Below are 24,328 nucleotides of genomic sequence, written 5' to 3' on the forward strand. Positions count from 1 at the left end.
TTCATTTCAGCAGGCCTTCGGCCTTCATCGCCGCTTGCACGGCCGGTCGGGCCGCCACGCGGTCCATGTACGCCACGAGGTGGGGCAGCGAGCTGTAGTCGACACCCACGTTGCCCGACCACCGGGTTACGGTGAAGAGGTAGGCGTCGGCCACGGTGAAGTCGTCGCCCATCAGGTACTGCTTGCCGGCGAGCTGGTCGTTCACGTAGCTGAAGCGGCTCGCGAGGCGGGCCTTGTACGCGGTCTTCGTTTCTTCGGGCGTGCCGGGGGTGAAGAGTGGCGTGAAGGCCTTGTGGATCTCGGAGGTGATGAAGTTGAGCCACTCCTGCAGGCGGTAGCGCGACATCGTGCCTGCGGCTGGGGCCAGCTTGCTGGTGGGGGCCAGGTCGGCGAGGTACTGCACGATGGCCGGCCCTTCGCTCAGGCGCTCGCCGTTGTCGAGCTCCAGCAGCGGCACATAGCCCTTGGGGTTGATGCCGTAGTAGTCGGTCCCATCCTGCAGCTTGTGCGTCTTGGTGCTGGCGAGCACCGGCTCGAAGGGCAGGCCAGCTTCGGCCAGAACGATGTGGGGAGACAACGAACACGCGCCGGGGCTGTAGTAGAGCTTCATGGTGGTTAGGTCGGAAAGCAGGGGTGTTCATTACACCGCGTACGCCACTTTTGTGTCGACCCGTTTGCATGCAAGCGGTTTGAGCACGCCATGCAAAAACTCCGCGTCTGTCGCAAAGGGGCGCGGCGTAGAGTGATCGTCATGAACACACGCACCACTCCCACCCCAGCCCTGACCGCGTCGCGCCGTGTTGAACGCCTGGTGCGCGGCCAGCCCACGTCCGATGGCGACGGCGTCAAGCTCACGCGCGTGCTGACGCAGCCGCTGCAGAAGCGGCTCGACCCGTTCCTGATGCTCGATGCCTTCGGCAGCGACGCGGCGAGCGACTACATCGGCGGCTTTCCGAGCCACCCGCACCGCGGCTTTGAGACGGTGACGTACATGCTGGCCGGGCGCATGCGCCACCAGGACAGCGTGGGCAACGTCGGCCTGCTGGAGCCCGGCAGCGTGCAGTGGATGACGGCCGGCCGCGGCATCATCCATTCCGAAATGCCCGAGCAGGAAGAAGGCCGCATGGCCGGCTTCCAGCTGTGGGTGAACCTGGCCGCCAAGGACAAGCTCACCGCGCCCGCCTATCGCGACGTGCCGCCTGCCGACGTGCCGGTTTTCACGCTGGAAGACGGCGTGTCGGTGCGCGTGATCGCGGGCAGCAGCCACGGCGTGGCGGGCGCGGTGAGGCGGCCTACCACCGAGCCGCTGTACCTCGACATCGCCTTGCCGCAAGGCACGGTGTTCGAGCAGGCTGTGCCGGCCGGGCACAACGCATTCATTTACGTGTTCGGCGGGGCGGTGGAGGTCGAAGGCACGCGCGTGGACAGCGAGCGCATGGCCATCCTCACCAACGATGCGGCGGCCGATGGGGTGCGCATTCGTGCGCTGGACGGCGCAGCCAAGGTGCTGCTGATCGCCGGCCAACCGCTGAACGAGCCGATCGCGCAGTACGGCCCGTTCGTGATGAACACGGCGCAAGAGATCCACCAGGCCATGGCAGACTTCCAGCGCGGCATGCTGGCCGCTTGAGATCGGATCGGCGATCGCAAGATCGAACAGAGGGCTGCCATGACCGAGGTCACAGGGATCGACCACATCTACATCACCGTGTCGGACATGGCGCGCTCGCAGGCCTTCTACGACAAGGTGATGCCGGTGCTCGGGTTTCGCACCAACCGGTTCGAGATCAACGGCGACCCGCACGTGCAGTACTACAACCGCCACTTCGGTTATGTGCTGCGACCGGCGCATGCGCTGCGTGCGCACGATCCGTATTCGCCGGGCTTGCATCACCTGTGCTTGCGCGTCGACTCGGTCGATGACGTGGTCGCGGTTGCAAAAGCGCTGCGTGAGGTTGGCGTGGATGCGAGCGAGGCGCACCTGCACCCCGGCTACGCGCCCGACTACTGGGCCACCTTCTTCACCGACCCCGATGGCGTGCGGCTCGAGGTGACCAACTACCGGCAGGAACGGCGCGAGCGGCACGACGCGTGGGATCGACTCGGCTCTTAAAGCCGGCTTAAAGGCCGGAGGCTAAGCTCTCGGCTTTCCCGCCTGGAGCCCCTGAATGCCCCGCCAAGTTCTCGACGAGTCTTCGCTGCACCCCGCCATCCGCGACAAGGTGACCAACCTGAATGCCGACATCGTGCACAACGTGCAGGCGGCAGCGGCCTCGAACCCGGTGCTGGTGGTGGGCATGGCGCTCAACGCGCCCGGACGTGCCGCACGCAAGGCGCTCGCCGCGGCTGGCGTGCCTTATCACTACCTGGAGTACGGCAGCTACTTCGGGCAATGGCGGCGCCGCAATGCGCTGAAGATGTGGACGGGATGGCCGACCTTTCCGATGATCTTCGTGAAGGGCCAGCTCGTCGGTGGCGCGAACGATCTGCTCAAGCTGATCGAGAGCGGCGAACTGAAGCGATTGCTCGGGCAGTGAAACGCATCGTTCGGCGGTGGCGTGTGGCGCTGGCCTTCGCGGCCGGCACGTTGCTGGGCGTTGGTGCCTCGGCGGCGGAACAGGCCCAGCCTTGTCGCGTGGCAGGCATTCGCCACGAGGTGCTGTGTGGCGAGGTGCAGCGTGCGCTGGACCCGGCGCGACCCGATGCTGCGAAGATCGCAGTGCATTACGTGGTCGTACCCGCACTCGCGCGGCGCAAGCTGCCAGACCCGGTGTTCCTGATCGCCGGTGGCCCGGGCCAGAGCGCCATTTCGCTGGCCGGCAATGTGATGCCGCTCTTCTCGCGACTGAACAATCGGCGCGACATCGTGTTCGTCGACCAGCGCGGCACTGGCCGCTCGGCGCCGCTGGTCTGCGATGACAAGCGACGCCAGCCTCTGGCCGACCAGTTCGACCCAGAGCGCCAGCTCGCACGGCTGCGTGAATGCCGCGAGCAGCTGCAAAAACTGCCGCATGGCGACCTGCGCTTCTTCACCACACCGATCGCCACGCAAGACCTGGACGCCGTGCGCCGCCAGCTGGGTGCAGAGCGCATCAACCTCGTCGGCGCCTCGTACGGCACGCGTGCCGAGCTCGATTACCTGCGGCAGTTTCCGCAATCGGTGCGGCGCATGGTGCTCGATGGCGTGGCGCCGCCCGACATGGTGTTGCCGGCGAGTTTCTCGACGGACGGGCAGGCGGCCTTCGACGCGATGCTGCAGGCCTGCGAGGGCGATGCCGGCTGCGCTGGTGCCTATCCCCAGCTGCGTAACGAATGGGCGGCTTGGCTGAAGCGCCTGCCGCGGAACGTGACGGTGCAGCACCCGCTCAGTGGCGAGTCCGAGAGTGTCGTGCTCACGCGTGACATGGTGCTCGGCGCGGTGCGCGGCCCGTTGTATTCACCACTCCTCGCGCAGGCCTTGCCCGAGGCGATTCACGAAGCGGCGAACGGCCGTGTGCAGGCCTTGCTGACGCTCGGCAGCGGCCTGTCGAGCCGCAAGACCATGGCGCCGGCGATGGGCATGCACTTCTCGGTGGTGTGTGCTGAAGACGTGCCGCGCCTCGCGCAGAGTACCGATGCGCCGGGCGCCGACTTTGGCTCCGAAGCGGCGCGCCTCTATCAGCGCGTCTGCGCCGACTGGCCGCGCGGCGAGTTGCCGCCGGCGTTCTACACGCTGCCCAAGAGCCCTGCGCCGGTGCTGCTGCTGAGCGGCGGCATCGACCCGGCCACGCCGCCCCGGCATGGCGCCCGGGTGGCGCAGGCGTTGGGGCCGCTGGCGCGCCACGTGGTCGTGCCGCAGGCGGGCCATGGCGTGATGAGCCTGGGCTGCATGCCCGAGGTGATGCAGCGCTTCATCGATGCGACTGACGATGCGGCGGCGCTGGCGGTGGACGCGCGTTGCGCGCAGTCGATCCCACGGCCGCCGGTGTTCAGGCCGGTCGCGCCCGGGAGCGCGCCATGATCGCGATCGATGGCGTGGCGAAGCAGTTCGCCGCACCGCGCACCGGCTGGCGCTTGCGCCGTGACGCGAAGCCGGTGCAGGCCGTGCAGCACATCAGCTTCAGCGCACCCGATGGCCGCATCACCGGTCTGCTCGGGCCGAACGGCGCCGGCAAGACAACCACGCTGCGCATGCTGGCCGGCCTGATCACACCCGACGCAGGGCGGGTGGCGGTGGACGGCATCGACGTCGTGCGCCGGCCGCGCGAGGCACAGGCGCGCATGGGCGTGTTGAGCGATGCGCGCGGCCTGTACCCGCGGCTCACGGCGCGCGAGAACATCGTCTACTACGGCGCCTTGCAGGGCATGGCGCGCGATGCCGCGAATGCCCGCGCCGAAAACCTCGCGCAGATGCTGGACATGACGGCCTTGCTCGACCGCCGCACCGACGGTTTCAGCCAGGGCGAACGCATGAAGACGGCGCTTGCACGCGCACTGGTGCACGACCCCGCCAACATCGTGCTCGACGAGCCGACCAACGGCCTCGACGTGGTGGCCACGCGCGCGCTGCGCGAGACGCTGCGCTTTCTGCGCACGCCCGAGGGTGGCGCCAAGTGCATCGTGTTCTCCACGCACATCATGCAAGAGGTGGAGCGCCTGTGCGACAGCGTGGTGGTGGTGTCGCATGGCCGCACGGTGGCGGCAGGCACGGTGGCCGAGTTGCTGGAGCAGACCGGTCAGGACGACTTCGAGCAGGCCTTCGTGATGCTCGCATTTGCAGAGGACGCCTCGGCATGAACGCGGTCAACGTGGCGTTTGCCGTCTTCCGCAAGGAGTTGCTCGACGCATTGCGCGACCGCCGCACGCTGATGGTGGTGCTGCTCTCTGCCGTGCTGCTCGGGCCGATGGTGCTGATCGCGTTGTCGAGCCTGCTGGCCTCATTCGAGGCGCAGGCCGAGCGGCGCGAGGTGGTGGTGGCCGGCATCGAGCACGCGCCTGGTTTGAAGAACTTTCTGGAGCGGCAGAGTTATGCCGTCAAGCCGGCACCGGCCGACTATGAGATGCGCCTGCGGCGATCGAAGCTCGCCGACGCGGTGCTGGTGGTGCCCGAGCGTTTCGAAGCCTTGCTTCAGGCCGGCGAGCAGCCGGTGATCGAGGTGATCTCCGACAGCGGCAACCGGCAGTCGCAGTCGAGCGCGAGCCGCGCGGTGCAGCTGCTGAATGCTTATGGCCGCGAACGAGGGCAGGTGAGCCTACTGATGCGCGGCGTCTCGCCCGAGTTGCTGCAGCCGCTGCAGGTGGAAGAGCGCGATCTCGCGAGCACGCAGACTCGCGCGGCGCAACTCACCGGCATGCTGCCGTTCTTCGTGATCATGGCGGTGCTCTACGGCGCGCTCAACGCGGCGCTCGACACGACGGCGGGCGAGCGCGAGCGGTCGTCGCTCGAGCCCTTGCTGATGACGCCCGCGGCGCGCGCATCGCTGGTGGTCGGAAAGTGGGGCGCGGTGGCGGCGCTCGCCATGCTGATCGCGGTGCTGAGCTGTCTGAGCTTTCTGCCGGCGCAATGGCTGCTGCGAAGCGACACGCTGCAGGCGATGTTCCAGTTCGGGCTGCGCGAGGCCTTGATGTTCCTCGCCGTGCTGCTGCCATTTGCGGCCGCCTTGTCGGCCGTGCTGATGGCGGTGGCCATCCGTTGCAAGACCTTCAAGGAAGCGCAGGCCAGCAGCACGGTGGTGGTGCTGGGCGTGTCGCTGCTGCCTTTGGTGACGACCTTCAACCAGAGCGGCGAGGCGCCGTGGCACCTGTGGATGCCGGCACTCGCGCAGTACACGCTGATGATGCGCGTGCTCAAGGGCGAGGGATTCGGTCCCGAGCAGGTGGTGGTGCCCCTCGTGGTGTGTGTGCTGCTCACCGTGGTGGGCGTGGTCTTCGTGGCGCGGCGGCTGCGCAGTGCGGCGGTGCGCTGAGAGGATGCGAATCCCCGCGGTTTGATTCGTGCGCGTGGTTTGCGCATGATGTCGGGATGAACCAGCCCCTTGCTTCCCTCACTTGGCAGCGCGCTCGCCTGCCCGAACTCACGGCACTGCAACTGGCGCGCATCTACCGCGCACGCCAGCAGGTGTTTTCCATCGAACAGGATTGCGTGTACCTCGATGCTGACGAGGCCGACGAGCAGTCCTACCACCTCGCGGCATGGTCACCGGCGCACGCGGAGCCGCTGGCTTACGCGCGACTGGTGGACCCGGGTGTGAAGTACGCCGAGCCATCGATGGGCCGCGTCATCACCACCGCGGCCGCGCGCGGCACGGGTCTGGGGCGTGAGCTCGTTAAGCGCGTGCTGGCCTTGTCCGACGAAGTGTTTGCGGGGCAGGGCATTCGCATCTCTGCGCAGTCGCGCCTGCAACGCTTCTACAACGAGGTGGGCTTCGTCGCCGTCGGCGAGGACTACATGGAAGACGGCATTCCTCACATCGAGATGCTGCGCCGCAGCGCAGCCTGAGGAAGCTCTGTGCTTGAGCTCAGTGCTCGACCCGCGCCAGCGCGCGCTGCACTTCGCTTTGCCAAGGCAACGCGTGCACGAGCTCGTTCAGGCGGAGCGCGACCTCGAAGCCGGTGAGCACCTGACCCTGCGCGCCGACCAGCTGCAGGTTGGTGACGAGGCCAAAGGGGTCGGCCATCGCGACCACGCCTTCCTGAATCTGCACCCAGTCCCACGCGACACCGGCGGCACCATCACCCGAGGGCCCGCCCCACAAGGTCTGGCCGGTCGTGGGCGTGTCGGAGTCGCCGGGATTCAGTACCCGTGTCCCCAGATGCACGAAGTGCAGCTCGGGGGCCTGGACGGCCTTGCAGGTGACAGGGGGCCACGCACAGACGATCCATGCGGGCGTGGTCTTGGGGGGAATGTGTTGTGAACGCAGCATGTTGATATCCGTTTGATGGTTTATCAATCATTGGGGAACGGCTGCTTCTGCACAGCTGTAAGACCTGCCAGCTGTCAGAGATGTCAGGTGTAAACCTTGTCAGGTTCGGCATTGGAACTTGCTGAACCGGCGTCGAGCTTTGCCGGAACGGCGAAGACGCATCGCCCAAGATGGGTATGCGTCAGTGCTGGAGACAGGGGCAGATTCCCGCTGACGGGTCAGTTGCGGTTCGGGACAGACGAGGAGCATCGGAGCGCCGCAGCAGCCAGGGACAGCACGGGAGCCCTTCTGGCACTGGCCCACCACATGGCGAAGGGGCGGCTAGCAGCAAAACGCCGCTATCGCGCAGGGCTGCCACAGTTTCGGTCACGCGCGTTGCCAGCCAACACGTTGCGTGTGCGTAGCGCTGCGCAAGGATCAGCGTGCTGGGTGAGCGAAGGGTCCCATAACGGCCCGAAGCAAGCGCTGCGGTCAGCTCAGTTCCGCGGAGGTGGTTGAAGCACGTCCGCCCCGCTGGGGCGGGGCTCGGATCCGGCTCTTACCTACACGCTACCCACTCCCTCTCCCTGACTCGTTTTGTGCTCGCTTGCCCTGAGTTTCCCCGGGTAGCTGCGTGTTAACAGCGTATCCACATCGCGCGGCCTGCGTAATGACAAGTTCTTGCTACTTGCCTTTGACGCAGAGTTGTGCTCGCTTGAACGTGGGCAATACATTTGAACCTTGACCCAACTCCGCATGGGGCCGTGAAACGGGATGGAGAGCATGCTTCAAAGTCGTTACCTGTCAGTGTTGGGAGTCAAGACCCGTGACGCGCTCCAGACCGAGTTCGTGCGCTTCACAGAGCAGTTGGGTTTCGAGACTGTCTCTGCCGTAGCAGTGATTGACCATGTTCTCCGCGAATCGGAGTTCATAGCCGTCGACAACACGCCGGCTGCCTATCAGGAGACCTTCAGGGATCGCGAGCATGCCAAGCGTGACCCCGTGGCCCAACATTGCAAAATTCACAGTGCGCCCATCGTCTGGGATCAGGCCACCTATGTCAGGGCGAGTCGAGGAGAAATGTGGGAGTACCAAGCTCGCTTTGGGTACCGTTGTGGCATTTCGCTTGCGATGCACATGCCGAAGGGACTCCACTTCTTGGTCGGTGTCGATCGCGATCAGTCGTTGCCGACTTGCCTGGCCGAGATCAATAGGATGACGGCGGACCTTCAGCTGTTCACGGTGTACGCGCAAGACGTCGCGATGCAGGTCCTTGTGCCAAAGCCGCCAAAGGAGCAGGACTTCCCGAACCCCACGCCACGCGAGCTGGAGTGTCTGCGTTGGACAATGGAAGGCAAGACTGCGTGGGAGCTGGGTCGCATCTTGGGTATTGCGGAACATACGGTGGTACGTCATACCCATAGCGCGACGAAGAAGCTCGGCTGTGTGAACAAGCATCAGGCTGTTTTGAAGGCCTTGCGTCTGGGACTCATCTGGTAGTCGCTGCAGCGAATCAAGCTGGAGTGGGATGGTCTAGGAGCCGCATGGCCGCCAAGGCTGTTTGATGCTTTTTGGAAAATGTGGTCAAGTGCGTTTTCTGCACAATGACTAAACGAGCGAGCCTGCTCTCCAGTTGGATGCAGCCTTTGTCTGGGTAGGAGCGTAGTTGTGCGTTGCCTGAGCCTTTGGGACTCGTGAAGCGAATGGAAAACATGCTTCAAAGTGGCTATTTGTCTGTGTTGGAAGCCAAGACGCGAGACGAGTTTCAGGCCGAGCTTGTGCGCTTCACGCGGCAACTCGGTTTCGAAACCGTGTCTGCGATGACTGTGATCGACCATTTCCTGGGCGAGCCTGAATTCATCACCGTTGACAACACTCCTGCCGCTTACCGGGCGACCTTCCAGGACCGCAACAACGCCAAGCGTGATCCGGTGATGCAGCACTGCAAGATCAAGAGCGTGCCGATCATTTGGGACCAGTCGACCTATCTCAAAGCTGATCAAGTGGACAAGTGGGAGCAACAAGCTCGTTTTGGCTATCGCCATGGAATATCGCTTGCGTTGCACATGCCAGAGGGGCGCCACTTCCTGCTAGGGGTAGACCGCGATCAATCGCTGCCTACGGATCCCAATGAAGTAACCCGCATGGTTGCCGCGTTGCAGCTGTTTGCAGTGCACGCCCAGGAGGCTGCGGTGCGGATCCTCATTCCTGCTGCAGCCGAGCCAGGCTTGCCTGTACTGACGCCCAGAGAGTTAGAGACGCTGCGTTGGACGATGGAAGGCAAAACGGCGTGGGAGGTTGCCAATGTGCTGGGAATCAGTGAGCGGACGGCTGTCTTGCATGCGAACAATGCGATGCACAAATTGGGGTGTGTCAACAAGCACCAAGCGGTGTTGAAGGCATTGCGCTTGGGTTTGATTCGCTGATTGTGTTGCGGCCTATTCCAAGGCCATGGTGCTTGTCATCCTGTAAGAGCTGACAGTTACCCGCAAGCATCGCTGCTGCTGCAATGGAGTCAGTGCACAACGTTTCGTGCACGACGCCTACAGGAGCAGATCATGCAGCCCACGACCAATCAGACCGTTCCCACGACATCATCTGTGCCTGCTCCGCTGGCTGATCGTCAGCCAGCGGCATTGCCGAGTGCACCGATTCCTCTGGATGCAGCTACCCTGGGGCAGATCAGTGGTGGCGCCGGCGGAGACGCACCGAACGGAAGCTGGTAGTCGTAACGCAAGTTGCTTGCTATCGACCTGCCTCCTGCGGCTAGCCGGCCATGAGCAGCCTCTTCCGCCCCGAAGTAGTCGAAGGCCGGCGCCAGGGCTGGCTGGGTAGCATCCAGCTGATACGCCCGGTGTCGTTCACTGTGTTGACAACGCTTGTTGTTGTCACGGCGGTGGCGGTGACGTCGTACCTCAGCTATGGCGAGTACACGCGCAAGGCCCGGGTCAGCGGGTACTTGGTGCCGGACCGGGGCGTGATTCGCCTTGTGACGCCGCAGGCGGCTACCGTGGTCGAGCGGCACGTGGTTGAAGGCCAGGCCGTGCGTCAGGGTGACGTGTTGTTTGTGCTGTCGCTGGAGCGGGCCACGCTCAGCGGTGACACGCAGGCAACCGTGCAATCGAGCCTCGCTGCGCGTCAGCGCAGTCTGCAGGCATCGAGCAAGCAGACTGCGGAGTTGCAGCAATCGCAGTCGGCGGCACTGCAACGGCAGATTGGCGACATGCGCCGCGAGATGGCGCAGATGGGTGCCGAGGCCGATTTGCAACGCCAGCGCTTGGCCTTGGCGCAGCAGGCCCAGGCCCGGTTGGAATCGCTGCGCAACGAGAACTTCGTTTCGTCGGCGCAGGTGCAGGCCAAGACCGAAGAGGTGCTCGGCTTGCGGGCACAGCTGCAGGGGCTTGAGCGCCAGAGCGCCGCGCAGCAGCGCGAGATCGGCAACCTCGAAGCGCAGCTTCGCGAGTTGCCGCTTCGCACCCAGGCGCAGCAAGGCGAAATCGATCGCGACCTGGCCCTGCTGGCACAGCGATCGGCTGAGAGCCAGGCGCTGACACGCATCGTGATCCGCGCACCGCAAGACGGTGTGATGACCTCCGTGCTGGCCGAGCGTGGCCAGCCCGCCACACCGGACACGGCGCTCGCGAGTCTGGTGCCGTCGGATGCGCATTTGCAGGCTCACTTGTTCGCGCCGTCGAGCGCCGTCGGCTTCTTGCGCTCGGACCAAACCGTGCTGCTGCGCTATCAGGCCTACCCGTACCAGAAGTTCGGCCACCAGGGGGGCCATGTGCTGCAGGTGTCGCGCACACCACTGCAGGCCGCCGAACTGGCGAGCCTGGCCTTGCCGGCACGTGGCCTGGACACAAGCGAGCCGCTCTACCGCATTACCGTCACGCTCGATCAGCAGGCGGTGCAGGCCTATGGCCAGGCGCAAGCGCTCGCCCCAGGCATGCAGCTCGATGCCGACGTGATGCTCGACCGGCGCCGCCTGATCGAATGGGTCTTCGAACCTGTGCTGAGCATCGTGGGCCGGGTGTGAGAATGCCGGCCCATGTTTGACAGACTCAACCTGGGCTTGGGCGGGCGCCGCGTTCCGCTGATTCTGCAGACCGAGGCCGCTGAATGCGGCCTCGCGTGTCTTGCGATGGTCGCCGCGCAACATGGCCTGCGCACCGATCTGCCGAGCTTGCGCAAGCGCTTCTCGTTGTCGCTCAAGGGCGCGACCATGGCCGACCTGGTCCGCATGGCCGGCCAGATGCAGCTGAACCCGCGCCCGCTGCGCGCCGAGATGGAACACCTGCCGCAGCTGGCCTTGCCCTGCGTGCTGCACTGGGACCTGAACCACTTCGTCGTGCTGGCTGAGCTGCACGGTGATTGGGCCACCATTCATGACCCGGCGCGCGGTGTGCGGCGCCTGCGGCTGAGCGAGGTAGGGAAGTACTTCACCGGCGTGGTGCTCGAGCTGTCGCCTGCGGCGGACTTCAAACCCAAGGTCGAGAAGCAGGCGGTCAGCACGCGGCAGCTGCTCGGCCGCGTCGTCGGTCTCAAGCGGTCGCTGGGGCAGATCTTTGCGTTGGCGCTCGCGCTTGAAGTGTTCATGCTGCTGTCGCCATTTTTCATGCAATGGGTGGTCGACACCGTACTGGTCAGCGCCGACCGCGATCTGCTGGTGACGCTGGGCGTGGGCTTCGGCCTGCTGGTGCTGGTGCAGGTGGCGACAGGCGCCATCCGCTCATGGGCCGTGCTGTACCTCTCCGCCACGCTCAACCTGCAGTGGCTGTCGAACGTGTTTGCGCACCTGATGCGCCTGCCGGTGAGCTGGTTCGAGAAGCGCCACACGGGCGACATCCTGTCGCGCTTCGGTGCCATCCAACAGATGCAGCAGACGCTGACCACAAGCTTCGTCGAGGCGGTGCTCGACGGCTTGTTGGTGGTGCTGACGTTTGCCGTGATGTGGTTCTACAGCGCCACGCTCACGGCGATTGCCTTTGCTAGCGTGGCGGCCTACGCCTTGCTGCGCTGGGCTTTCTTTCGCCCGCAGCGCGATGCGACCGAGGAGTCCATCGTCCACGACGCCAAGCGCTCCACGCACTTCCTCGAATCGCTGCGCGGCGTGCAGTCCATCAAGCTCTTCAACCGGCAAGAAGATCGCCAGGCGCAGTTCATGAACCGCGTGGTCGATGCGATGAACGCCAACATCGCCACGCGCAAGCTCGACTTGATGTTCGGCGTGATGCACAAGCTGGTGTTCGGCCTGGAGCGCATCGCGGTGATCTGGGTCGGTGCGCTGCTGGTGATGGATCACCGGTTCTCGGTCGGCATGCTGTTCGCCTTCTTCGCCTACAAAGAGACCTTCGCGCTGCGCGTGAGCGGGCTCATCGACAAGCTGGTCGAGCTGAAGATGCTGAAGCTGCAGGGCGAGCGCCTGGCCGACATCGTGCTCACCGCACCCGAGGCCGAGCCCGACGTGCCTGCTCGCGATGGCGACCTGCCCGCGCGGCTGGAGCTGCACGGCGTGAGCTTCCGCTACTCGGACAACGAGCCCGAGGTGCTGAAAGACATCAACATCGTGATCGAGCCCGGCGAGTCGGTGGCCATCTCCGGCCCGTCGGGCTGCGGCAAGACGACGTTGCTCAAGCTGATGCTCGGCATTCACGCACCGCAGTCGGGTGAGATTCGCGTCGGCGGCGTCCCTCTGCGCCAGCTCGGCTTGCGCAGCTGGCGCGACATGATCGGTACCGTCATGCAGGACGATCAGCTTTTCGCCGGCTCGATCACCGACAACATCAGCTTCTTCGACGCGCACGCGGACCCGGCCTGGGTGGCGCAATGTGCACAGCTCGCCGCCGTGCACGATGAGATCGGCGCGATGCCCATGGGCTACCACACGCTGATCGGCGACATGGGGGCCAGCATCTCGGGCGGGCAGAAGCAGCGCATCTTGTTGGCGCGAGCCTTGTACAAGAAGCCGAAGATCCTGTTCCTCGACGAGGCCACCAGCGCGCTCGACGTGGACCGTGAGCGCCTGGTCAACCAAGCCATTCGACAGCTCGACCTCACACGCGTGATCGTCGCGCACCGCCCTGAAACCATTGCCTCGGCTGGCCGTGTGATCGTGCTGAAAGACGGCCGCGTAGCGCAAGAGCTCCGCACCGTCACAGGCGCGGGCCGGTGAGCACCTGTGTCCATGCACCTGTCTCTCTCACCAGGGAGCGAGCCCAACCCCCATGCCCTGGCCGCGATGACGCGGGCTGGCGAGTCCTATCCGATCATTGCCTCGCAAGACATCGTCGATGTGCGCGGCGTCAAGCTGTGGGCGCGTGACCAGCCGGTGACGGCTGCGCTGCAGCAGCGCCTGCTGCAGCGCAGGTTGCAGCAGCCTCTGGAGGTGTGCCTGCAGGCAGAAGGCGGCGTCACGCTTTTCACGCTGATGCACGACCTGCAGGAGCTGATCGAGTCGACCAACCCGCTGGCGCCTGCGCTGAAGCCCTGGGCGCCAGTACTGGTGGAGCAGCTCAAACAGATTCCGCTGCACTCGGTCGCTCAATTGCTGCTGACCACCGCCGCCGCCACGCGGCCCGCGACGCTTGCACATGCAGTGACCGGCATGGCGTTGGCCGGGGCGATGCTGGCGAGCCGGCAGGCCAGCCACACCGAGATTCGCCTCGCGATGCTGGGCGGCTTGCTGCACGACATTGGCGAGGTCTACATCAACCCGCTCTACCTCGACTACGCGCAGGCACTCGACATCCTCGGCCACAAGCATCTCGTGGTGCACCCGCGTGTGGCGCAGATGCTGTTGACGACGCTCACCGACTACCCGGCAAGCCTCGGCCAGGCAGTTGCCGAGCACCACGAGCGACTCGATCGTTCAGGATACCCGGGCAGGCTGGGAGACGAGGCGGTGTCGACGCTGGGGCGCGTGCTGTCGGTGGTGGAGGTGGCACTGGGCAGCTTGTACGTCGCGCATGCGCCGCTGACGCGCGCGAGCTTTGCGCTGCGTGTGGTCCCGGGTGAATTCGACCCGACATGGGCGGCATTCATCTGCGACGCGGCGCAGGAAGCAGATGAAGATTTCGCGGGCGATTCACTTCCCCTCGCGTCGACTCTGGAAGCGCAGTTGGCCGACATCGATCGCCAGCTGTCACGGGCGCATCAACTGGCGCTGGATCTGAACGAACAGCGCCGCACCTCCAAGATCACCGACGTGGTGACGGATGCGCTGCACCGGCTCGATCGGCTGCGTGTGGCGTGGAATGCGCTCGGGCTGTGGGGGCTGTCCGGTGACGAGATGGCGAACGCACCGCTGCCTTCCGAGCGGCTTGAACTGGAGCTTGCCGAGAGCGAGCTGCGACAGCGCATGCGGGCATTTCATCGCGAGTGCCTGTTGCTGAGCGAAGGGCTCACCGAGGCGGAGAAGTTTCGGCTGTCTCCGCTGTGGCAGGGCCTGCTTGAATCGCCATGAGCCGCATGTCGCTTCAGGGCGCGGTGTCGCGTTCCATGTGGCCCAGCCATCGCAAGGCTTGCTCTTGGTTGTCGCCGCACATCTCGACGGCGGGCTGTAGCGAGGAGCAGACGGCAGGGCGGTTGGGGTGGCCGAAGATGGCGCAGGCGTTGTCGGCAGTGAGCTGAATGCACCGCACGCCAGCGGGCTTGCTGATGCCATTGATGAGTGGCATGCCGGGAATCGGACTCGAGATGGAAGGCGCGATGCAGCAGGCACCGCAGCCGGGGCGGCAGTTCATGGCGAGGATTATTCGGCAACGAAGCCACGCACGGCCGCGGGCTTGTGCCGCGGCGAGTGACGGGGAAGAGGCCGCGGCCTAAAATTCACGACCTGCGCCCGCAGATGTCGCCCGCGATGCCGCGGCCGCCCAGCCCTCGGAGTCCCCATGTTGTACCCCCATGAATTCGACGTGATCGTCGTCGGCGGCGGCCATGCCGGCACCGAAGCTGCGCTTGCGGCCGCGCGCATGGGTGCGAGCACCATGCTGCTTACGCACAACATCGAGACGCTCGGCCAGATGAGCTGCAACCCGTCGATCGGTGGCATCGGCAAGGGCCATTTGGTCAAGGAGATCGATGCACTGGGTGGCGCGATGGCCGCTGCGACCGACGAAGCCGGCATTCAGTTCCGCATCCTCAACGGCTCGAAGGGTCCGGCCGTGCGCGCCACCCGCGCCCAGGCTGATCGCATTCTGTACAAGGCCGCCATCCGGCATCGCCTGGAGAACCAGCCGAACTTGACGCTGTTCCAGCAGGCAGTGGATGACCTGATGGTCGAAGGCGACCGCGTGGTCGGTGCCGTCACGCAAGTTGGCATTCGCTTTCGAGCCAAGGCGGTGGTATTGACCGCGGGCACCTTCCTCGACGGGCGGATCCACGTGGGTTTGCAGAATCACGCAGGCGGCCGGGCAGGGGACCCGCCGGCCGTGTCACTGTCTGCGCGGCTGAAGGAATTGAAGCTGCCGCAAGGCCGGCTCAAGACCGGCACGCCGCCTCGGCTGGACGGGCGCAGCATCGACTTCTCTCAGCTCACCGAGCAGCCGGGTGACCTGGACCCCGTGCCGGTGTTCAGCTTCATGGGCCACGTATCGCAACACCCGAAGCAGGTGCCGTGCTGGATCACGCACACCAACGAGCGCACGCACGAGATCATCCGCTCCGGGTTCGACCGAAGCCCGATGTTCACCGGCGTGATCGAAGGTGTGGGCCCGCGCTACTGCCCGAGCATCGAAGACAAGGTCAACCGGTTTGCCGACAAGGACTCGCACCAGATCTTCCTTGAGCCCGAAGGGCTGACGACGCATGAGTTCTACCCCAACGGCATCAGCACCAGCTTGCCGTTCGACATTCAGCTCGCTGCCGTGCGCTCGATGCGTGGGCTCGAGAACGCGCACATCCTGCGGCCGGGCTATGCGATTGAATACGACTACTTTGACCCGCGGGCCCTGAAGGCGAGCTTCGAGACGAAGGCGATCAGCGGGCTCTTCTTCGCTGGGCAGATCAATGGAACCACCGGCTACGAAGAAGCAGGTGCGCAGGGATTGTTCGCGGGCATCAATGCGGCCCTGCAGGTTCAGGGCAAGGATGCCTGGACGCCACGACGCGACCAGGCCTATCTGGGCGTCCTGGTCGACGACCTGATCACTAAGGGTGTGACCGAGCCATACCGCATGTTCACCAGCCGCGCCGAATTCCGGCTGCAGCTGCGCGAAGACAACGCCGACTTGCGCCTCACCGACGTCGGACGGCAAATGGGGTTGGTGGACGACGTTCGCTGGGCGGCTTTCAACCGCAAGCGCGATGCGGTGGTGCGTGAAACCGAGCGGCTTAAGTCCACGTGGGTGACACCCAGCGTGTTGCCTGCGGTCGATGGCGAGCGCCTGTTGGGCAAGCCCATCGAGCATGAGTACAGTCTGGCTGAATTGCTGCGACGGCCCGAGGTGACCTTTGACGCGCTGGCGGAAGTATTGGGGATTGCCAAACCGGAGGCTGTTGTTTCACGTGAAACGTTGCGCCAGGAGCTTGGGGCTGATTTGGCCGATGCCGTTATCGAGCAGGCGGAGATCAGCGTCAAGTACGCCGGCTACATCCACAAGCAGAACGAAGAAGTCGAGCGGGCCGTGCATTTCGAAGCGATGCGTTTGCCGGTGGAGTTGGACTATGCGCAGATCACTGCACTGAGCTTCGAGGCGCGCCAAAAGCTGTCGCTGCACAGGCCTGAAACGCTGGGTCAGGCGTCGCGCATTTCGGGCATCACGCCCGCGACCATTTCACTGCTGCTGATTCACTTGAAGAAGGGCCGCTTCAAGGGTTTTGCCGCCAACGAGTTGCCGAGTCGCGATGCCGCTTGAGCAGCGTGAGTTGCTGAAGCAGGGCGCCGAAGCGCTCGGCCTGGGCTTGAGTGATGGGCAGTGCGATGCGCTGCTGGCTTACCAAGCGATGCTAATCAAGTGGAATCAGGTCTACAACCTCACGGCGGTGCGCAAGCCGGAGGATATGCTGACCCATCATCTGCTGGACAGCTTGGCTGTGCTACCTCCGTTGGAGCGGCATCTGACGAATCGCCCGGCGCGCCTGCTGGACGTGGGGAGTGGAGGAGGGTTGCCCGGGGTGGTGCTGGCGATCATGCTGCCGGCGTTGAGCGTGACCTGTGTCGATACGGTCGGCAAGAAGGCCAGCTTTGTTCGCCAAGTCGCCGGGGAGCTGAAGTTGCCCAGCTTGAATGCTGAGCACTCCCGGGTAGAAAACCTTCGAACCGAACCTTTCGACGTGATCGCGTCGCGCGCCTTCGCGTCGCTCAGCGATTTCACGCGCTTGACTCGTCACTTACTCGCGACGGATGGGGTTTGGACGGCGATGAAAGGGAAGCTTCCAACCGAGGAGATGGCCGCCTTGCCCCCAGAATCGGATGTGTTTCACGTGGAACAGTTGGCGGTGCCGGGTCTGGATGCTGAGCGCTGCTTGGTGTGGATTCGGAAATTCCCCCGGTTGTGAGAGCGCCATGACCTTGTTCGGTATTTCGAACTTTGACAACTTCTGTCTGGCCATTCTGCTGTTCCTGGCATTGCCCGGACCGGGAACGTTCGCGTTGCTGACCTCGACGGCCAAGGGTGGGTTTCGCGCTGGAGCCTCCGCCACCCTGGGTTTGATTCTCGGTGACCAAGTGCTGCTGTGGCTGGCAGTCGCCGGCGTGGCAGCGTTGCTGGTCGCRCATCCGCTGGCCTTTCGCTTGGTGCAATACACGGGCGCTGCTTACCTGGCCTGGATCGGCTTGCGGCTCATCTTTGCAAAGGAGGGCGCCGCCTCACCGATTCGCATCGAACCGCGGCACTACCTGCGCCAAGGCTTGCTGATCACCTTGCTGAACCCCAAGGCCATCGTGTTCTACATGGCCTTCTTTCCACTCTTCATCAATCCGACGACCCACCAAGGTGCGGTGACCTTCGTGGCGATGGCCGCCACGATCGCGCTCATCACCCTGGTGTACTGCTTGACCTTGTGTGCCTTCGCCGGCGCAGTGTCGCGCAAGGTCAAAACGCACAAGCGCGTTGCCCGCTGGCTAGAAAGGCTGGCCGGTGTTTTCCTGGTGGCCTTTGGCATTCGCCTCGCCACCAACTGATTCGATGTTTCCCTCTCACCCACCGGATTGCCCATGACCCGCATCTTCTGCATCGCGAACCAAAAGGGCGGCGTCGGCAAGACCACCACCACCGTCAACCTGGCGGCGGGCTTGGCCAAGATCGGCCAGCGCGTGCTGGTGGTCGACCTCGACCCACAGGGCAACGCCACCATGGGCTCCGGGGTCGACAAGCGCGCGCTCAAGCTGAGCGTTTACGATGTGTTGCTCGAATCGGCCACCATCGCCGAAGCCCGGCAGCGCAGCGAGAAGGTGGGTTACGACGTGCTCGGTGCCAACCGCGAGTTGGCCGGTGCCGAAGTGGAATTGGTCGAACTCGAACGACGCGACAAGCGGTTGAAGGGTGCCATCAGCGCAGTCACCGGCGACTACGACTTCGTGCTGATCGATTGCCCGCCAAGCCTGAGCCTGCTCACGCTAAACGGCCTGTGCAGCGCACACGGAGTCATCGTGCCCATGCAGTGCGAGTACTTTGCGCTTGAAGGCCTGAGTGACTTGGTCAACACGATCAAGCAGGTTCACGCCAATCTCAACCCGGATCTGCAGATCATCGGCCTGCTGCGGGTAATGTTCGACCCGCGCATCACGCTGCAACAGCAGGTCAGCGAACAGCTGAAGGCGCACTTTGCCGACAAGGTGTTCAACACCGTGATTCCCCGCAACGTTCGCTTGGCCGAGGCGCCCAGCTACGGCCTGCCCGGCGTGGTGTTCGACCCTGCATCCCGCGGCGCACAGGCATTTGTCGAATTCGCGACCGAGATGGTCGAGCGCATCAAGGTGATTTGATGAGCGGCCCCCTCGCACCCAATGACCGCTTCGACAGCACCTTGTTGTCACGCATCGAAGATGCCGGCTTGAACGCCAGTGCCCCACCTCAGCAGCGGTGGGTCGATGGTTGGCTGGTTCGCTTCTCGGCGGGCAAGGCCAAGCGCGCCCGTTGCATCAACGCGGTGGCTGACGGCCGCTTGCCCGTGGCCGAACGACTGGCGTTCTGTCAGCAGGTCTATGTGGAAGCCAAGTTGCCGATGGTGGTGCGCATCACGCCATTCACCTTGCCGCGCCACCTTGACGAGACGCTGGAAGCCATGGGCTTGCGCAGCATCGATGACACGCGGGTGATGGCATTGGCCGGCTTGAACGAACTGACGCCTGTGGTCCTGGCAGCAGGGTTGACTGTGCACGCGGTCGGGTTGGAAGTGTTTGCCCAGCGGGTCGGTGGACTGCGGGGTTCGCCCTTGTCTCAGCGCCAGGCCCATGCGGAGCGCCTGTTGCATTCGCCGGTTCCGTTTTACGCCTTTGAGCTGCGGTCGCACGGGGAAGTGCTGGCCTGTGGCCAGTACGCGATCGAGGCAGATCTGGTGGGCCTGTACGACGTGTTCACGGCGCCTGCGGCCCGCGGGCACGGTTGTGCGCGGCAGTTGTGCCAGCACATGCTGGTGCATGCGCGCGAACGCGGTGCTCGCCATGCCTACTTGCAAGTCGAAGGCGACAACCACCCCGCACGCGCTGTGTACCACCGGCTGGGTTTTGCCGACGGCTACGCTTATCACTACCGCACGACGGCGGTCGAGGTTTGACGGCTCAGAGCCCGAGCGACTCGTCCACGCCCAAGTGGACGTTCATCGACTGAACCGCCGCACCGCTCGCGCCTTTGCCGAGGTTGTCGAGCCGGGCCATCAGGATGGCTTGTGTGTCGTTCGCGAAGACGAAGATGTCAACGCGATTGGTGTCGTTGCAGGCCTGAACGTCGAAGTAACCTGCTTCAACCGCTGCAGGGTCACGAATCGGCAGCACGCGAATGAAGCGCTCACCGGCATAGCGCTCTGCCAGCGCCTGTTGCAGTTTTTCTGGCGTGGTGCCGGCTGCCAATTGCGAAAGATGCAAGGGCACACTCACGCTCAAGCCCTTCAGGAAGTTGCCGACGATCGGCATGAAGATCGGCTTGGCCTGCAAGCCCGTGTGCGTGGCCATCTCGGGAATGTGCTTGTGCGACAAGGTCAGCGCATAGGGGCGGGGCGAATCGAGCAGCGGGTCGTCGCCGGCCTCGTACTGCTCGATCATCTTCTTGCCACCGCCAGAGTAGCCGGTGATGGAGCTGGCGCTGATCGGCAGGGCGGCAGGCACCAGGCCCGCATCGACCAGCGGGCGCAATAGCAAGATGAAGGCGCTGGAATGGCAGCCCGGGTTGGAAATGCGTTTGCTGCGGCGAATCTTGTCGCGCTGGTCTGCCGCCAGTTCGGGCAGGCCGAAGGCCCAGTCGGCCGCGGTGCGGTGCGCGGTGCTGGCGTCGATGATGCAAGTGTTCGGGTTGTTGACAAGCGCGACGGCTTCGCGCGCGGCCGCATCGGGCAGGCACAGGAACGCAACGTCTGCAGCATTCAGCAGGCGTGCGCGCTCGTCTGCGTCCTTGCGGCGCTCGGGCGCGATCCGCAGCACTTCAATGTCGCTGCGGCCAGCGAGATACTCGTTGATGCGCAGCCCGGTCGTGCCTTCTTGACCATCTACGAACACCCGGTATGTCATGTCATCACCTTCAATTCAACGAACCACAAGGATAAAGCACGCGCATGACAAGCACTGAGGTTTTGCCTTTGGTAAGCACGCGGGTGTTGTTGCTGCCAGGGTGGCTGAACTCCGACGAGACCCATTGGCAAAGCCGCTGGGAGCAACTGCATGGTGATTGCCGTGTTGAACAGGACGATTGGCTGTGGCCCAAACGCGGCGACTGGATGTCGCGTCTCGAAGAAGTGCTGATGCAGGGCGACACCCCCGCCGTGCTTGTGGCGCACAGCCTGGGGTGCCAACTGGTGGCAGCCTGGGCCGCCCACTCGCAGCAAACGCATCGTGTGATGGCCGCCATGCTGGTGGCGCCGCCCGATATCGAAAGCGAAGACATGCCGCCCCAACTGACGACGTGGCGGCCCATCGTGCGCAAGCGCATGCCGTTTCGGAGCCTGGCCGTGGTGAGCGGCGACGACCCGTATTGCGCGCCGGAGCGGGCCGCAGAGATGGCCGCCGATTGGGGCAGCGAGCTGACGTCGGTGGGCGCGCGCGGGCACATCAATGGCGAGTCGGGCCTTGGAGATTGGTCGCACGGTCGCGCGATGCTGCAGGCCTTGGTCGGGAGCAGCGAGTGAGCCCGAGCCCGATCGGACAGAATGCGCCCATGGTCACCAAGAAACCCAAAGGCCTCGGCCTGGGCCTCGAAGCGCTGCTCGGCCCCAAAGTCAATGACAACCCCGCATCGGTTTCCGATGGCATCCCCCACACGCTGAAGCTCGCGCAACTGCAGCCTGGCAAGTACCAGCCGCGCACGCGCATGGACGAAGGCTCGCTCTACGAGTTGGCCGAAAGCATCAAGGCGCAGGGGATCATGCAGCCGATCCTCGTGCGGCCCGTGGGCTCGGGCCGCTTCGAGATCATCGCCGGTGAACGCCGCACGCGTGCCGCCAAGCTGGCCGGCCTCGACGAAGTGCCAGTGCTGGTGAAAGACGTTCCCGATGAAGCCGCGGCCGCGATGGCGCTCATCGAGAACATCCAGCGCGAAGACCTCAACCCGCTTGAAGAGGCGCAAGGCATCGCGCGTCTCGTCAACGAATTCCATCTCACGCACGAACAGGCCGCACAGGCCGTGGGCCGCTCGCGCAGTGCGGCCAGCAATCTGCTGCGTCTGTTGAATTTGGCTGAGCCCGTGCAGCAGATGCTGATGGCAGGCGACATCGACATGGGGCATGCACGTGCACTGCTGCCTTTGGAAGGTGCGCAACAAATACTCACAGCCGCAGAGATCGTCGGCAAGAAACTCAGCGTACGTGAAGCCGAGCGGCTCGTGACCAAGGCTGCTGCATCGCGGCAAAAGCCCCTGCTGCGCATGGCCAAAGAGAAATCACGCGATATTTCTCGCATCGAAGAAGAGCTGTCTGATGCCTTGACTGCGCAGGTCGAGATCCGCGTGAAGAAGCGGACCAAGCGCGGCGAGCAAGGCGAGGTGGCCATTCAATTCGGATCGTTGGATGAACTCAACGGATTGCTCGAAAAACTTGGCTTGTCGAATGCATAGGCGTATCTTGGCGCCATGCCGTTGGTTGACGGCACATTCCATGAGGAACTTTGTTTCGCTTTCAGCCCTCCCTTGCATGAGGGAACATCGGGTTGAAGTCGCAGCCAAGTCGTTCAAGCGGCACACTCCTTGCAAAGCTTGAACAACGGTGATATTTCGCTTCTTATCAACGCATGATTGCTCTCACAATGACTCAAGCTTGATCACAAGCGGCTGACGACAAGGAAAGCTCTGATGGAGCCTGAACTGGGCTTCATCAGAACTTCCCCAGACGATGCCGAGGTGGCCCCCGGCATCGTCTTCCTGAGATCTAGGAGGTCAGCATGGATGTGATCAGCCATTTCGCCGCTCGTTTCGAGCGTACGCGTGAAGAGGAACTCTCACTCGAAGAGTACCTCGCCGAATGCAAACGCAACCCCGTTGCGTATGCCACTGCCGCCGAGCGGATGCTCAAGGCGATCGGCGAACCACAGAGCATCGACACGCGCAACGACCAGCGCCTGTCTCGGCTCTTTGCCAACAAGGTCATCAAGATCTATCCGGCCTTCGCCGAGTTCTACGGCATGGAAGACGCCATCGAACAGGTGGTGTCCTACTTCCGTCACGCTGCACAGGGCCTGGAAGAAAAGAAGCAGATCCTCTATCTGCTGGGGCCGGTGGGTGGCGGCAAGTCATCGATCGCCGAGCGGCTCAAGTCGCTGATGCAAGAGGTTCCCTTCTACGCCATCAAGGGTTCGCCGGTGAACGAGTCGCCGCTGGGCTTGTTCGATGCTGCCGAAGACGGCCCGATCCTCGAGAAGGAATATGGCATTCCGCGTCGCTACCTGCAGCGCATCTTGTCACCCTGGGCCGTAAAGCGTCTGGACGAATACGGCGGTGACATCCGCAAGTTCAAGATCGTGAAGCGCTTCCCGTCGGTGCTGAAGCAAGTGGGCATTGCCAAGACCGAGCCGGGCGACGAGAACAACCAAGACATCTCGTCACTCGTCGGCAAGGTCGACATTCGCAAGCTCGAAACCTATGCGCAAGACGATCCCGACGCGTACAGCTACTCTGGCGGTCTCTGCCTGGCCAACCAGGGCCTGCTCGAGTTCGTTGAAATGTTCAAGGCGCCCATCAAGGTGCTGCACCCGCTGCTGACTGCCACGCAAGAAGGCAACTACAAGGGCACCGAAGGTTTCGGCGCCATTCCCTTCGATGGTGTCGTGCTCGCGCACAGCAACGAGAGCGAATGGAAGACCTTCCGCAACAACAAGAACAACGAGGCTTTCCTCGACCGCATCTACATCGTGAAGGTGCCGTACTGCCTGCGCGTGAGTGAAGAGGTCAAGATCTACGAAAAGCTCTTGCGCGGTTCGTCGCTGGCGCAAGCGACCTGCGCCCCCGGCACGCTGAAGATGATGAGCCAGTTCGCCACGCTCACTCGCCTCAAGGAGCCGGAGAACTCGAGCCTCTATTCCAAGATGCTGGTGTACGACGGTGAAAACCTGAAAGACACCGACCCGCGCGCCAAGAGCTTCCAGGAGTACCGCGACTACGCGGGTGTCGACGAAGGCATGAGCGGTGTCTCCACGCGCTTCGCCTTCAAGATCCTGTCGAAGGTATTCAACTTCGACAGCACCGAGGTCGCAGCGAACCCAGTGCACTTGATGTATGTGCTCGAGCAGCAGATCGAGCGCGAGCAGTTCCCGGCCGAGACCGAGCAGAAGTACCTCGCGTTCATCAAAGAGCACCTCGCGGTCAAGTACGCCGAGTTCATCGGCAAGGAAATCCAGACCGCGTACCTCGAGAGCTACAGCGAGTATGGGCAGAACATCTTCGACCGCTACGTCACGTACGCCGACTACTGGATCCAGGACCACGAGTACCGCGACACCGACACCGGCGAAGTGTTCGACCGCGGCTCGCTGAATGCCGAACTCGAGAAGATCGAGAAGCCGGCCGGCATCAGCAACCCGAAGGACTTCCGCAACGAGATCGTGAACTTCGTGCTGCGCGCGCGAGCCAACAACTCGGGCAACAACCCGACGTGGACGAGCTACGAGAAGCTGCGCACGGTGATCGAGAAGAAGATGTTCTCCAACACTGAAGAGCTGCTGCCGGTGATCAGCTTCAACGCCAAGGCGAGTGCCGACGAAGCCAAGAAGCACGAGGACTTCGTCACCCGCATGGTGGCCAAGGGCTACACGCCGAAGCAGGTGAGGCTGTTGTGCGAATGGTATTTGCGCGTTCGCAAGAGTTCTTGAG

At 63.9% G+C, this 24,328-nt stretch carries 24 protein-coding genes; 20 read left to right on the forward strand and 4 right to left on the reverse strand.

Going from position 1 to position 24,328, the window contains the following annotated elements; translation table 11 throughout:
* Position 1: 1 nt before the first annotated feature.
* Positions 2-610, reverse strand: coding sequence for a glutathione transferase GstA (gene gstA / locus AC1DYS_RS03910; protein ID WP_477896232.1), 609 nt, complete (start codon positions 608-610; stop codon positions 2-4).
* A 141-nt stretch (positions 611-751) separates the two neighbouring features.
* Between gstA and AC1DYS_RS03915 the strand changes: the two genes are divergently transcribed.
* The 7 genes from AC1DYS_RS03915 to AC1DYS_RS03945 are packed head-to-tail and all read left to right on the forward strand — an operon-like array spanning position 752 to position 6,478.
* Positions 752-1,630 (forward strand): pirin family protein, encoded by an 879-nt coding sequence (locus AC1DYS_RS03915; RefSeq protein WP_477896234.1) that lies wholly within the window; start codon positions 752-754, stop codon positions 1,628-1,630.
* A 39-nt stretch (positions 1,631-1,669) separates the two neighbouring features.
* Positions 1,670-2,113, forward strand: coding sequence for a VOC family protein (locus AC1DYS_RS03920; protein WP_477896236.1), 444 nt, complete (start codon positions 1,670-1,672; stop codon positions 2,111-2,113).
* Positions 2,114-2,168: 55 nt separating this feature from the next.
* A complete protein-coding gene (locus AC1DYS_RS03925; protein WP_477896238.1) occupies positions 2,169-2,537 on the forward strand; it encodes a glutaredoxin domain-containing protein in 369 nt (122 codons plus the stop codon).
* Positions 2,534-4,000: an alpha/beta hydrolase gene (locus AC1DYS_RS03930; protein ID WP_477896239.1), complete on the forward strand. Its 1,467-nt coding sequence runs from the start codon at positions 2,534-2,536 to the stop codon at positions 3,998-4,000. Before AC1DYS_RS03925 ends, AC1DYS_RS03930 begins: the two co-directional genes overlap by 4 nt.
* Positions 3,997-4,776, forward strand: coding sequence for an ABC transporter ATP-binding protein (locus AC1DYS_RS03935; protein ID WP_477896241.1), 780 nt, complete (start codon positions 3,997-3,999; stop codon positions 4,774-4,776). Before AC1DYS_RS03930 ends, AC1DYS_RS03935 begins: the two co-directional genes overlap by 4 nt.
* Positions 4,773-5,945: an ABC transporter permease gene (locus AC1DYS_RS03940; protein WP_477896243.1), complete on the forward strand. Its 1,173-nt coding sequence runs from the start codon at positions 4,773-4,775 to the stop codon at positions 5,943-5,945. Before AC1DYS_RS03935 ends, AC1DYS_RS03940 begins: the two co-directional genes overlap by 4 nt.
* Positions 5,946-6,001: 56 nt before the next feature.
* On the forward strand, positions 6,002-6,478 hold the full coding sequence (locus tag AC1DYS_RS03945) for a GNAT family N-acetyltransferase (RefSeq protein ID WP_477896245.1): 477 nt from the start codon (positions 6,002-6,004) through the stop codon (positions 6,476-6,478).
* A gap of 19 nt (positions 6,479-6,497) precedes the next feature.
* On the opposite strand, the gene AC1DYS_RS03950 is transcribed toward AC1DYS_RS03945, so the two are convergent.
* Positions 6,498-6,902 (reverse strand): DUF4902 domain-containing protein, encoded by a 405-nt coding sequence (locus tag AC1DYS_RS03950; RefSeq protein ID WP_477896247.1) that lies wholly within the window; start codon positions 6,900-6,902, stop codon positions 6,498-6,500.
* A gap of 753 nt (positions 6,903-7,655) precedes the next feature.
* Between AC1DYS_RS03950 and AC1DYS_RS03955 the strand changes: the two genes are divergently transcribed.
* From AC1DYS_RS03955 to AC1DYS_RS03975, 5 genes are all read left to right on the forward strand, one after another.
* Positions 7,656-8,381, forward strand: coding sequence for a helix-turn-helix transcriptional regulator (locus AC1DYS_RS03955; protein WP_477896248.1), 726 nt, complete (start codon positions 7,656-7,658; stop codon positions 8,379-8,381).
* Positions 8,382-8,584: 203 nt separating this feature from the next.
* Positions 8,585-9,307, forward strand: a complete 723-nt coding sequence (locus tag AC1DYS_RS03960; RefSeq protein ID WP_477896249.1) for an autoinducer binding domain-containing protein — start codon at positions 8,585-8,587, stop codon at positions 9,305-9,307.
* Positions 9,308-9,657: 350 nt separating this feature from the next.
* On the forward strand, positions 9,658-10,917 hold the full coding sequence (locus tag AC1DYS_RS03965) for an HlyD family secretion protein (protein ID WP_477896251.1): 1,260 nt from the start codon (positions 9,658-9,660) through the stop codon (positions 10,915-10,917).
* A gap of 12 nt (positions 10,918-10,929) precedes the next feature.
* A complete protein-coding gene (locus AC1DYS_RS03970; RefSeq protein WP_477896253.1) occupies positions 10,930-13,053 on the forward strand; it encodes a peptidase domain-containing ABC transporter in 2,124 nt (707 codons plus the stop codon).
* Between the two features lie 12 nt (positions 13,054-13,065).
* Positions 13,066-14,343 (forward strand): HD-GYP domain-containing protein, encoded by a 1,278-nt coding sequence (locus AC1DYS_RS03975; protein WP_477896255.1) that lies wholly within the window; start codon positions 13,066-13,068, stop codon positions 14,341-14,343.
* Positions 14,344-14,356: 13 nt separating this feature from the next.
* On the opposite strand, the gene AC1DYS_RS03980 is transcribed toward AC1DYS_RS03975, so the two are convergent.
* Positions 14,357-14,623: a YkgJ family cysteine cluster protein gene (locus tag AC1DYS_RS03980; RefSeq protein ID WP_477896257.1), complete on the reverse strand. Its 267-nt coding sequence runs from the start codon at positions 14,621-14,623 to the stop codon at positions 14,357-14,359.
* 147 nt (positions 14,624-14,770) lie between these two features.
* On the opposite strand from AC1DYS_RS03980, the gene mnmG reads away from it, so the two are divergent.
* Genes mnmG through AC1DYS_RS04005 form a run of 5 tightly spaced genes read left to right on the forward strand, consistent with a single transcriptional unit; the run spans position 14,771 to position 19,598 of the window.
* A complete protein-coding gene (mnmG, locus tag AC1DYS_RS03985) occupies positions 14,771-16,735 on the forward strand; it encodes a tRNA uridine-5-carboxymethylaminomethyl(34) synthesis enzyme MnmG (RefSeq protein ID WP_477896258.1) in 1,965 nt (654 codons plus the stop codon).
* Positions 16,725-17,378, forward strand: coding sequence for a 16S rRNA (guanine(527)-N(7))-methyltransferase RsmG (gene rsmG, locus AC1DYS_RS03990; protein ID WP_477896260.1), 654 nt, complete (start codon positions 16,725-16,727; stop codon positions 17,376-17,378). The genes mnmG and rsmG overlap by 11 nt, the downstream gene beginning before the upstream one ends.
* 13 nt (positions 17,379-17,391) lie before the next feature.
* Complete coding sequence (locus AC1DYS_RS03995; protein ID WP_477897264.1) at positions 17,392-18,003, forward strand: LysE family transporter; 612 nt, start codon at positions 17,392-17,394, stop codon at positions 18,001-18,003.
* 33 nt (positions 18,004-18,036) lie between these two features.
* Positions 18,037-18,807 (forward strand): ParA family protein, encoded by a 771-nt coding sequence (locus AC1DYS_RS04000; RefSeq protein ID WP_477896262.1) that lies wholly within the window; start codon positions 18,037-18,039, stop codon positions 18,805-18,807.
* Complete coding sequence (locus AC1DYS_RS04005) at positions 18,807-19,598, forward strand: GNAT family N-acetyltransferase (RefSeq protein WP_477896264.1); 792 nt, start codon at positions 18,807-18,809, stop codon at positions 19,596-19,598. Before AC1DYS_RS04000 ends, AC1DYS_RS04005 begins: the two co-directional genes overlap by 1 nt.
* A gap of 4 nt (positions 19,599-19,602) precedes the next feature.
* Here the strand turns inward: AC1DYS_RS04005 and argC are convergent, their stop codons facing one another.
* Positions 19,603-20,544 (reverse strand): N-acetyl-gamma-glutamyl-phosphate reductase, encoded by a 942-nt coding sequence (gene argC / locus AC1DYS_RS04010; RefSeq protein ID WP_477896266.1) that lies wholly within the window; start codon positions 20,542-20,544, stop codon positions 19,603-19,605.
* Positions 20,545-20,588: 44 nt separating this feature from the next.
* Between argC and AC1DYS_RS04015 the strand changes: the two genes are divergently transcribed.
* The 3 genes from AC1DYS_RS04015 (at position 20,589) to AC1DYS_RS04025 (ending at position 24,327) form a co-directional block, all read left to right on the forward strand.
* On the forward strand, positions 20,589-21,158 hold the full coding sequence (locus AC1DYS_RS04015) for an RBBP9/YdeN family alpha/beta hydrolase (protein ID WP_477896268.1): 570 nt from the start codon (positions 20,589-20,591) through the stop codon (positions 21,156-21,158).
* Positions 21,159-21,187: 29 nt separating this feature from the next.
* Complete coding sequence (locus AC1DYS_RS04020; RefSeq protein WP_477896270.1) at positions 21,188-22,081, forward strand: ParB/RepB/Spo0J family partition protein; 894 nt, start codon at positions 21,188-21,190, stop codon at positions 22,079-22,081.
* A 323-nt stretch (positions 22,082-22,404) separates the two neighbouring features.
* Positions 22,405-24,327, forward strand: a complete 1,923-nt coding sequence (locus AC1DYS_RS04025; RefSeq protein WP_477896272.1) for a PrkA family serine protein kinase — start codon at positions 22,405-22,407, stop codon at positions 24,325-24,327.
* The last annotated feature ends 1 nt before the right edge of the window (position 24,328 follow it).

The sequence above is a fragment of the Rhizobacter sp. P2_G4 genome (assembly GCF_056403575.1).

Excerpts from the sequence above, each read along its gene's own strand:
- AC1DYS_RS03975 (WP_477896255.1), top strand. The coding sequence starts at position 13,066 with ATGCACCTGTCTCTCTCACCAGGGAGCGAGCCCAACCCCCATGCCCTG.
- AC1DYS_RS04020 (WP_477896270.1), top strand. The coding sequence starts at position 21,188 with ATGGTCACCAAGAAACCCAAAGGCCTCGGCCTGGGCCTCGAAGCGCTG.
- AC1DYS_RS04025 (WP_477896272.1), top strand. The coding sequence starts at position 22,405 with ATGGATGTGATCAGCCATTTCGCCGCTCGTTTCGAGCGTACGCGTGAA.
- gstA (WP_477896232.1), bottom strand. The coding sequence starts at position 610 with ATGAAGCTCTACTACAGCCCCGGCGCGTGTTCGTTGTCTCCCCACATC.
- AC1DYS_RS03945 (WP_477896245.1), top strand. The coding sequence starts at position 6,002 with ATGAACCAGCCCCTTGCTTCCCTCACTTGGCAGCGCGCTCGCCTGCCC.
- AC1DYS_RS03915 (WP_477896234.1), top strand. The coding sequence starts at position 752 with ATGAACACACGCACCACTCCCACCCCAGCCCTGACCGCGTCGCGCCGT.
- AC1DYS_RS03950 (WP_477896247.1), bottom strand. The coding sequence starts at position 6,902 with ATGCTGCGTTCACAACACATTCCCCCCAAGACCACGCCCGCATGGATC.
- rsmG (WP_477896260.1), top strand. The coding sequence starts at position 16,725 with ATGCCGCTTGAGCAGCGTGAGTTGCTGAAGCAGGGCGCCGAAGCGCTC.
- AC1DYS_RS03925 (WP_477896238.1), top strand. The coding sequence starts at position 2,169 with ATGCCCCGCCAAGTTCTCGACGAGTCTTCGCTGCACCCCGCCATCCGC.
- mnmG (WP_477896258.1), top strand. The coding sequence starts at position 14,771 with ATGTTGTACCCCCATGAATTCGACGTGATCGTCGTCGGCGGCGGCCAT.
- argC (WP_477896266.1), bottom strand. The coding sequence starts at position 20,544 with ATGACATACCGGGTGTTCGTAGATGGTCAAGAAGGCACGACCGGGCTG.
- AC1DYS_RS03920 (WP_477896236.1), top strand. The coding sequence starts at position 1,670 with ATGACCGAGGTCACAGGGATCGACCACATCTACATCACCGTGTCGGAC.
- AC1DYS_RS03955 (WP_477896248.1), top strand. The coding sequence starts at position 7,656 with ATGGAGAGCATGCTTCAAAGTCGTTACCTGTCAGTGTTGGGAGTCAAG.
- AC1DYS_RS03935 (WP_477896241.1), top strand. The coding sequence starts at position 3,997 with ATGATCGCGATCGATGGCGTGGCGAAGCAGTTCGCCGCACCGCGCACC.
- AC1DYS_RS03960 (WP_477896249.1), top strand. The coding sequence starts at position 8,585 with ATGGAAAACATGCTTCAAAGTGGCTATTTGTCTGTGTTGGAAGCCAAG.
- AC1DYS_RS03970 (WP_477896253.1), top strand. The coding sequence starts at position 10,930 with ATGTTTGACAGACTCAACCTGGGCTTGGGCGGGCGCCGCGTTCCGCTG.
- AC1DYS_RS03940 (WP_477896243.1), top strand. The coding sequence starts at position 4,773 with ATGAACGCGGTCAACGTGGCGTTTGCCGTCTTCCGCAAGGAGTTGCTC.
- AC1DYS_RS04000 (WP_477896262.1), top strand. The coding sequence starts at position 18,037 with ATGACCCGCATCTTCTGCATCGCGAACCAAAAGGGCGGCGTCGGCAAG.
- AC1DYS_RS03965 (WP_477896251.1), top strand. The coding sequence starts at position 9,658 with ATGAGCAGCCTCTTCCGCCCCGAAGTAGTCGAAGGCCGGCGCCAGGGC.
- AC1DYS_RS03980 (WP_477896257.1), bottom strand. The coding sequence starts at position 14,623 with ATGAACTGCCGCCCCGGCTGCGGTGCCTGCTGCATCGCGCCTTCCATC.
- AC1DYS_RS04015 (WP_477896268.1), top strand. The coding sequence starts at position 20,589 with ATGACAAGCACTGAGGTTTTGCCTTTGGTAAGCACGCGGGTGTTGTTG.
- AC1DYS_RS04005 (WP_477896264.1), top strand. The coding sequence starts at position 18,807 with ATGAGCGGCCCCCTCGCACCCAATGACCGCTTCGACAGCACCTTGTTG.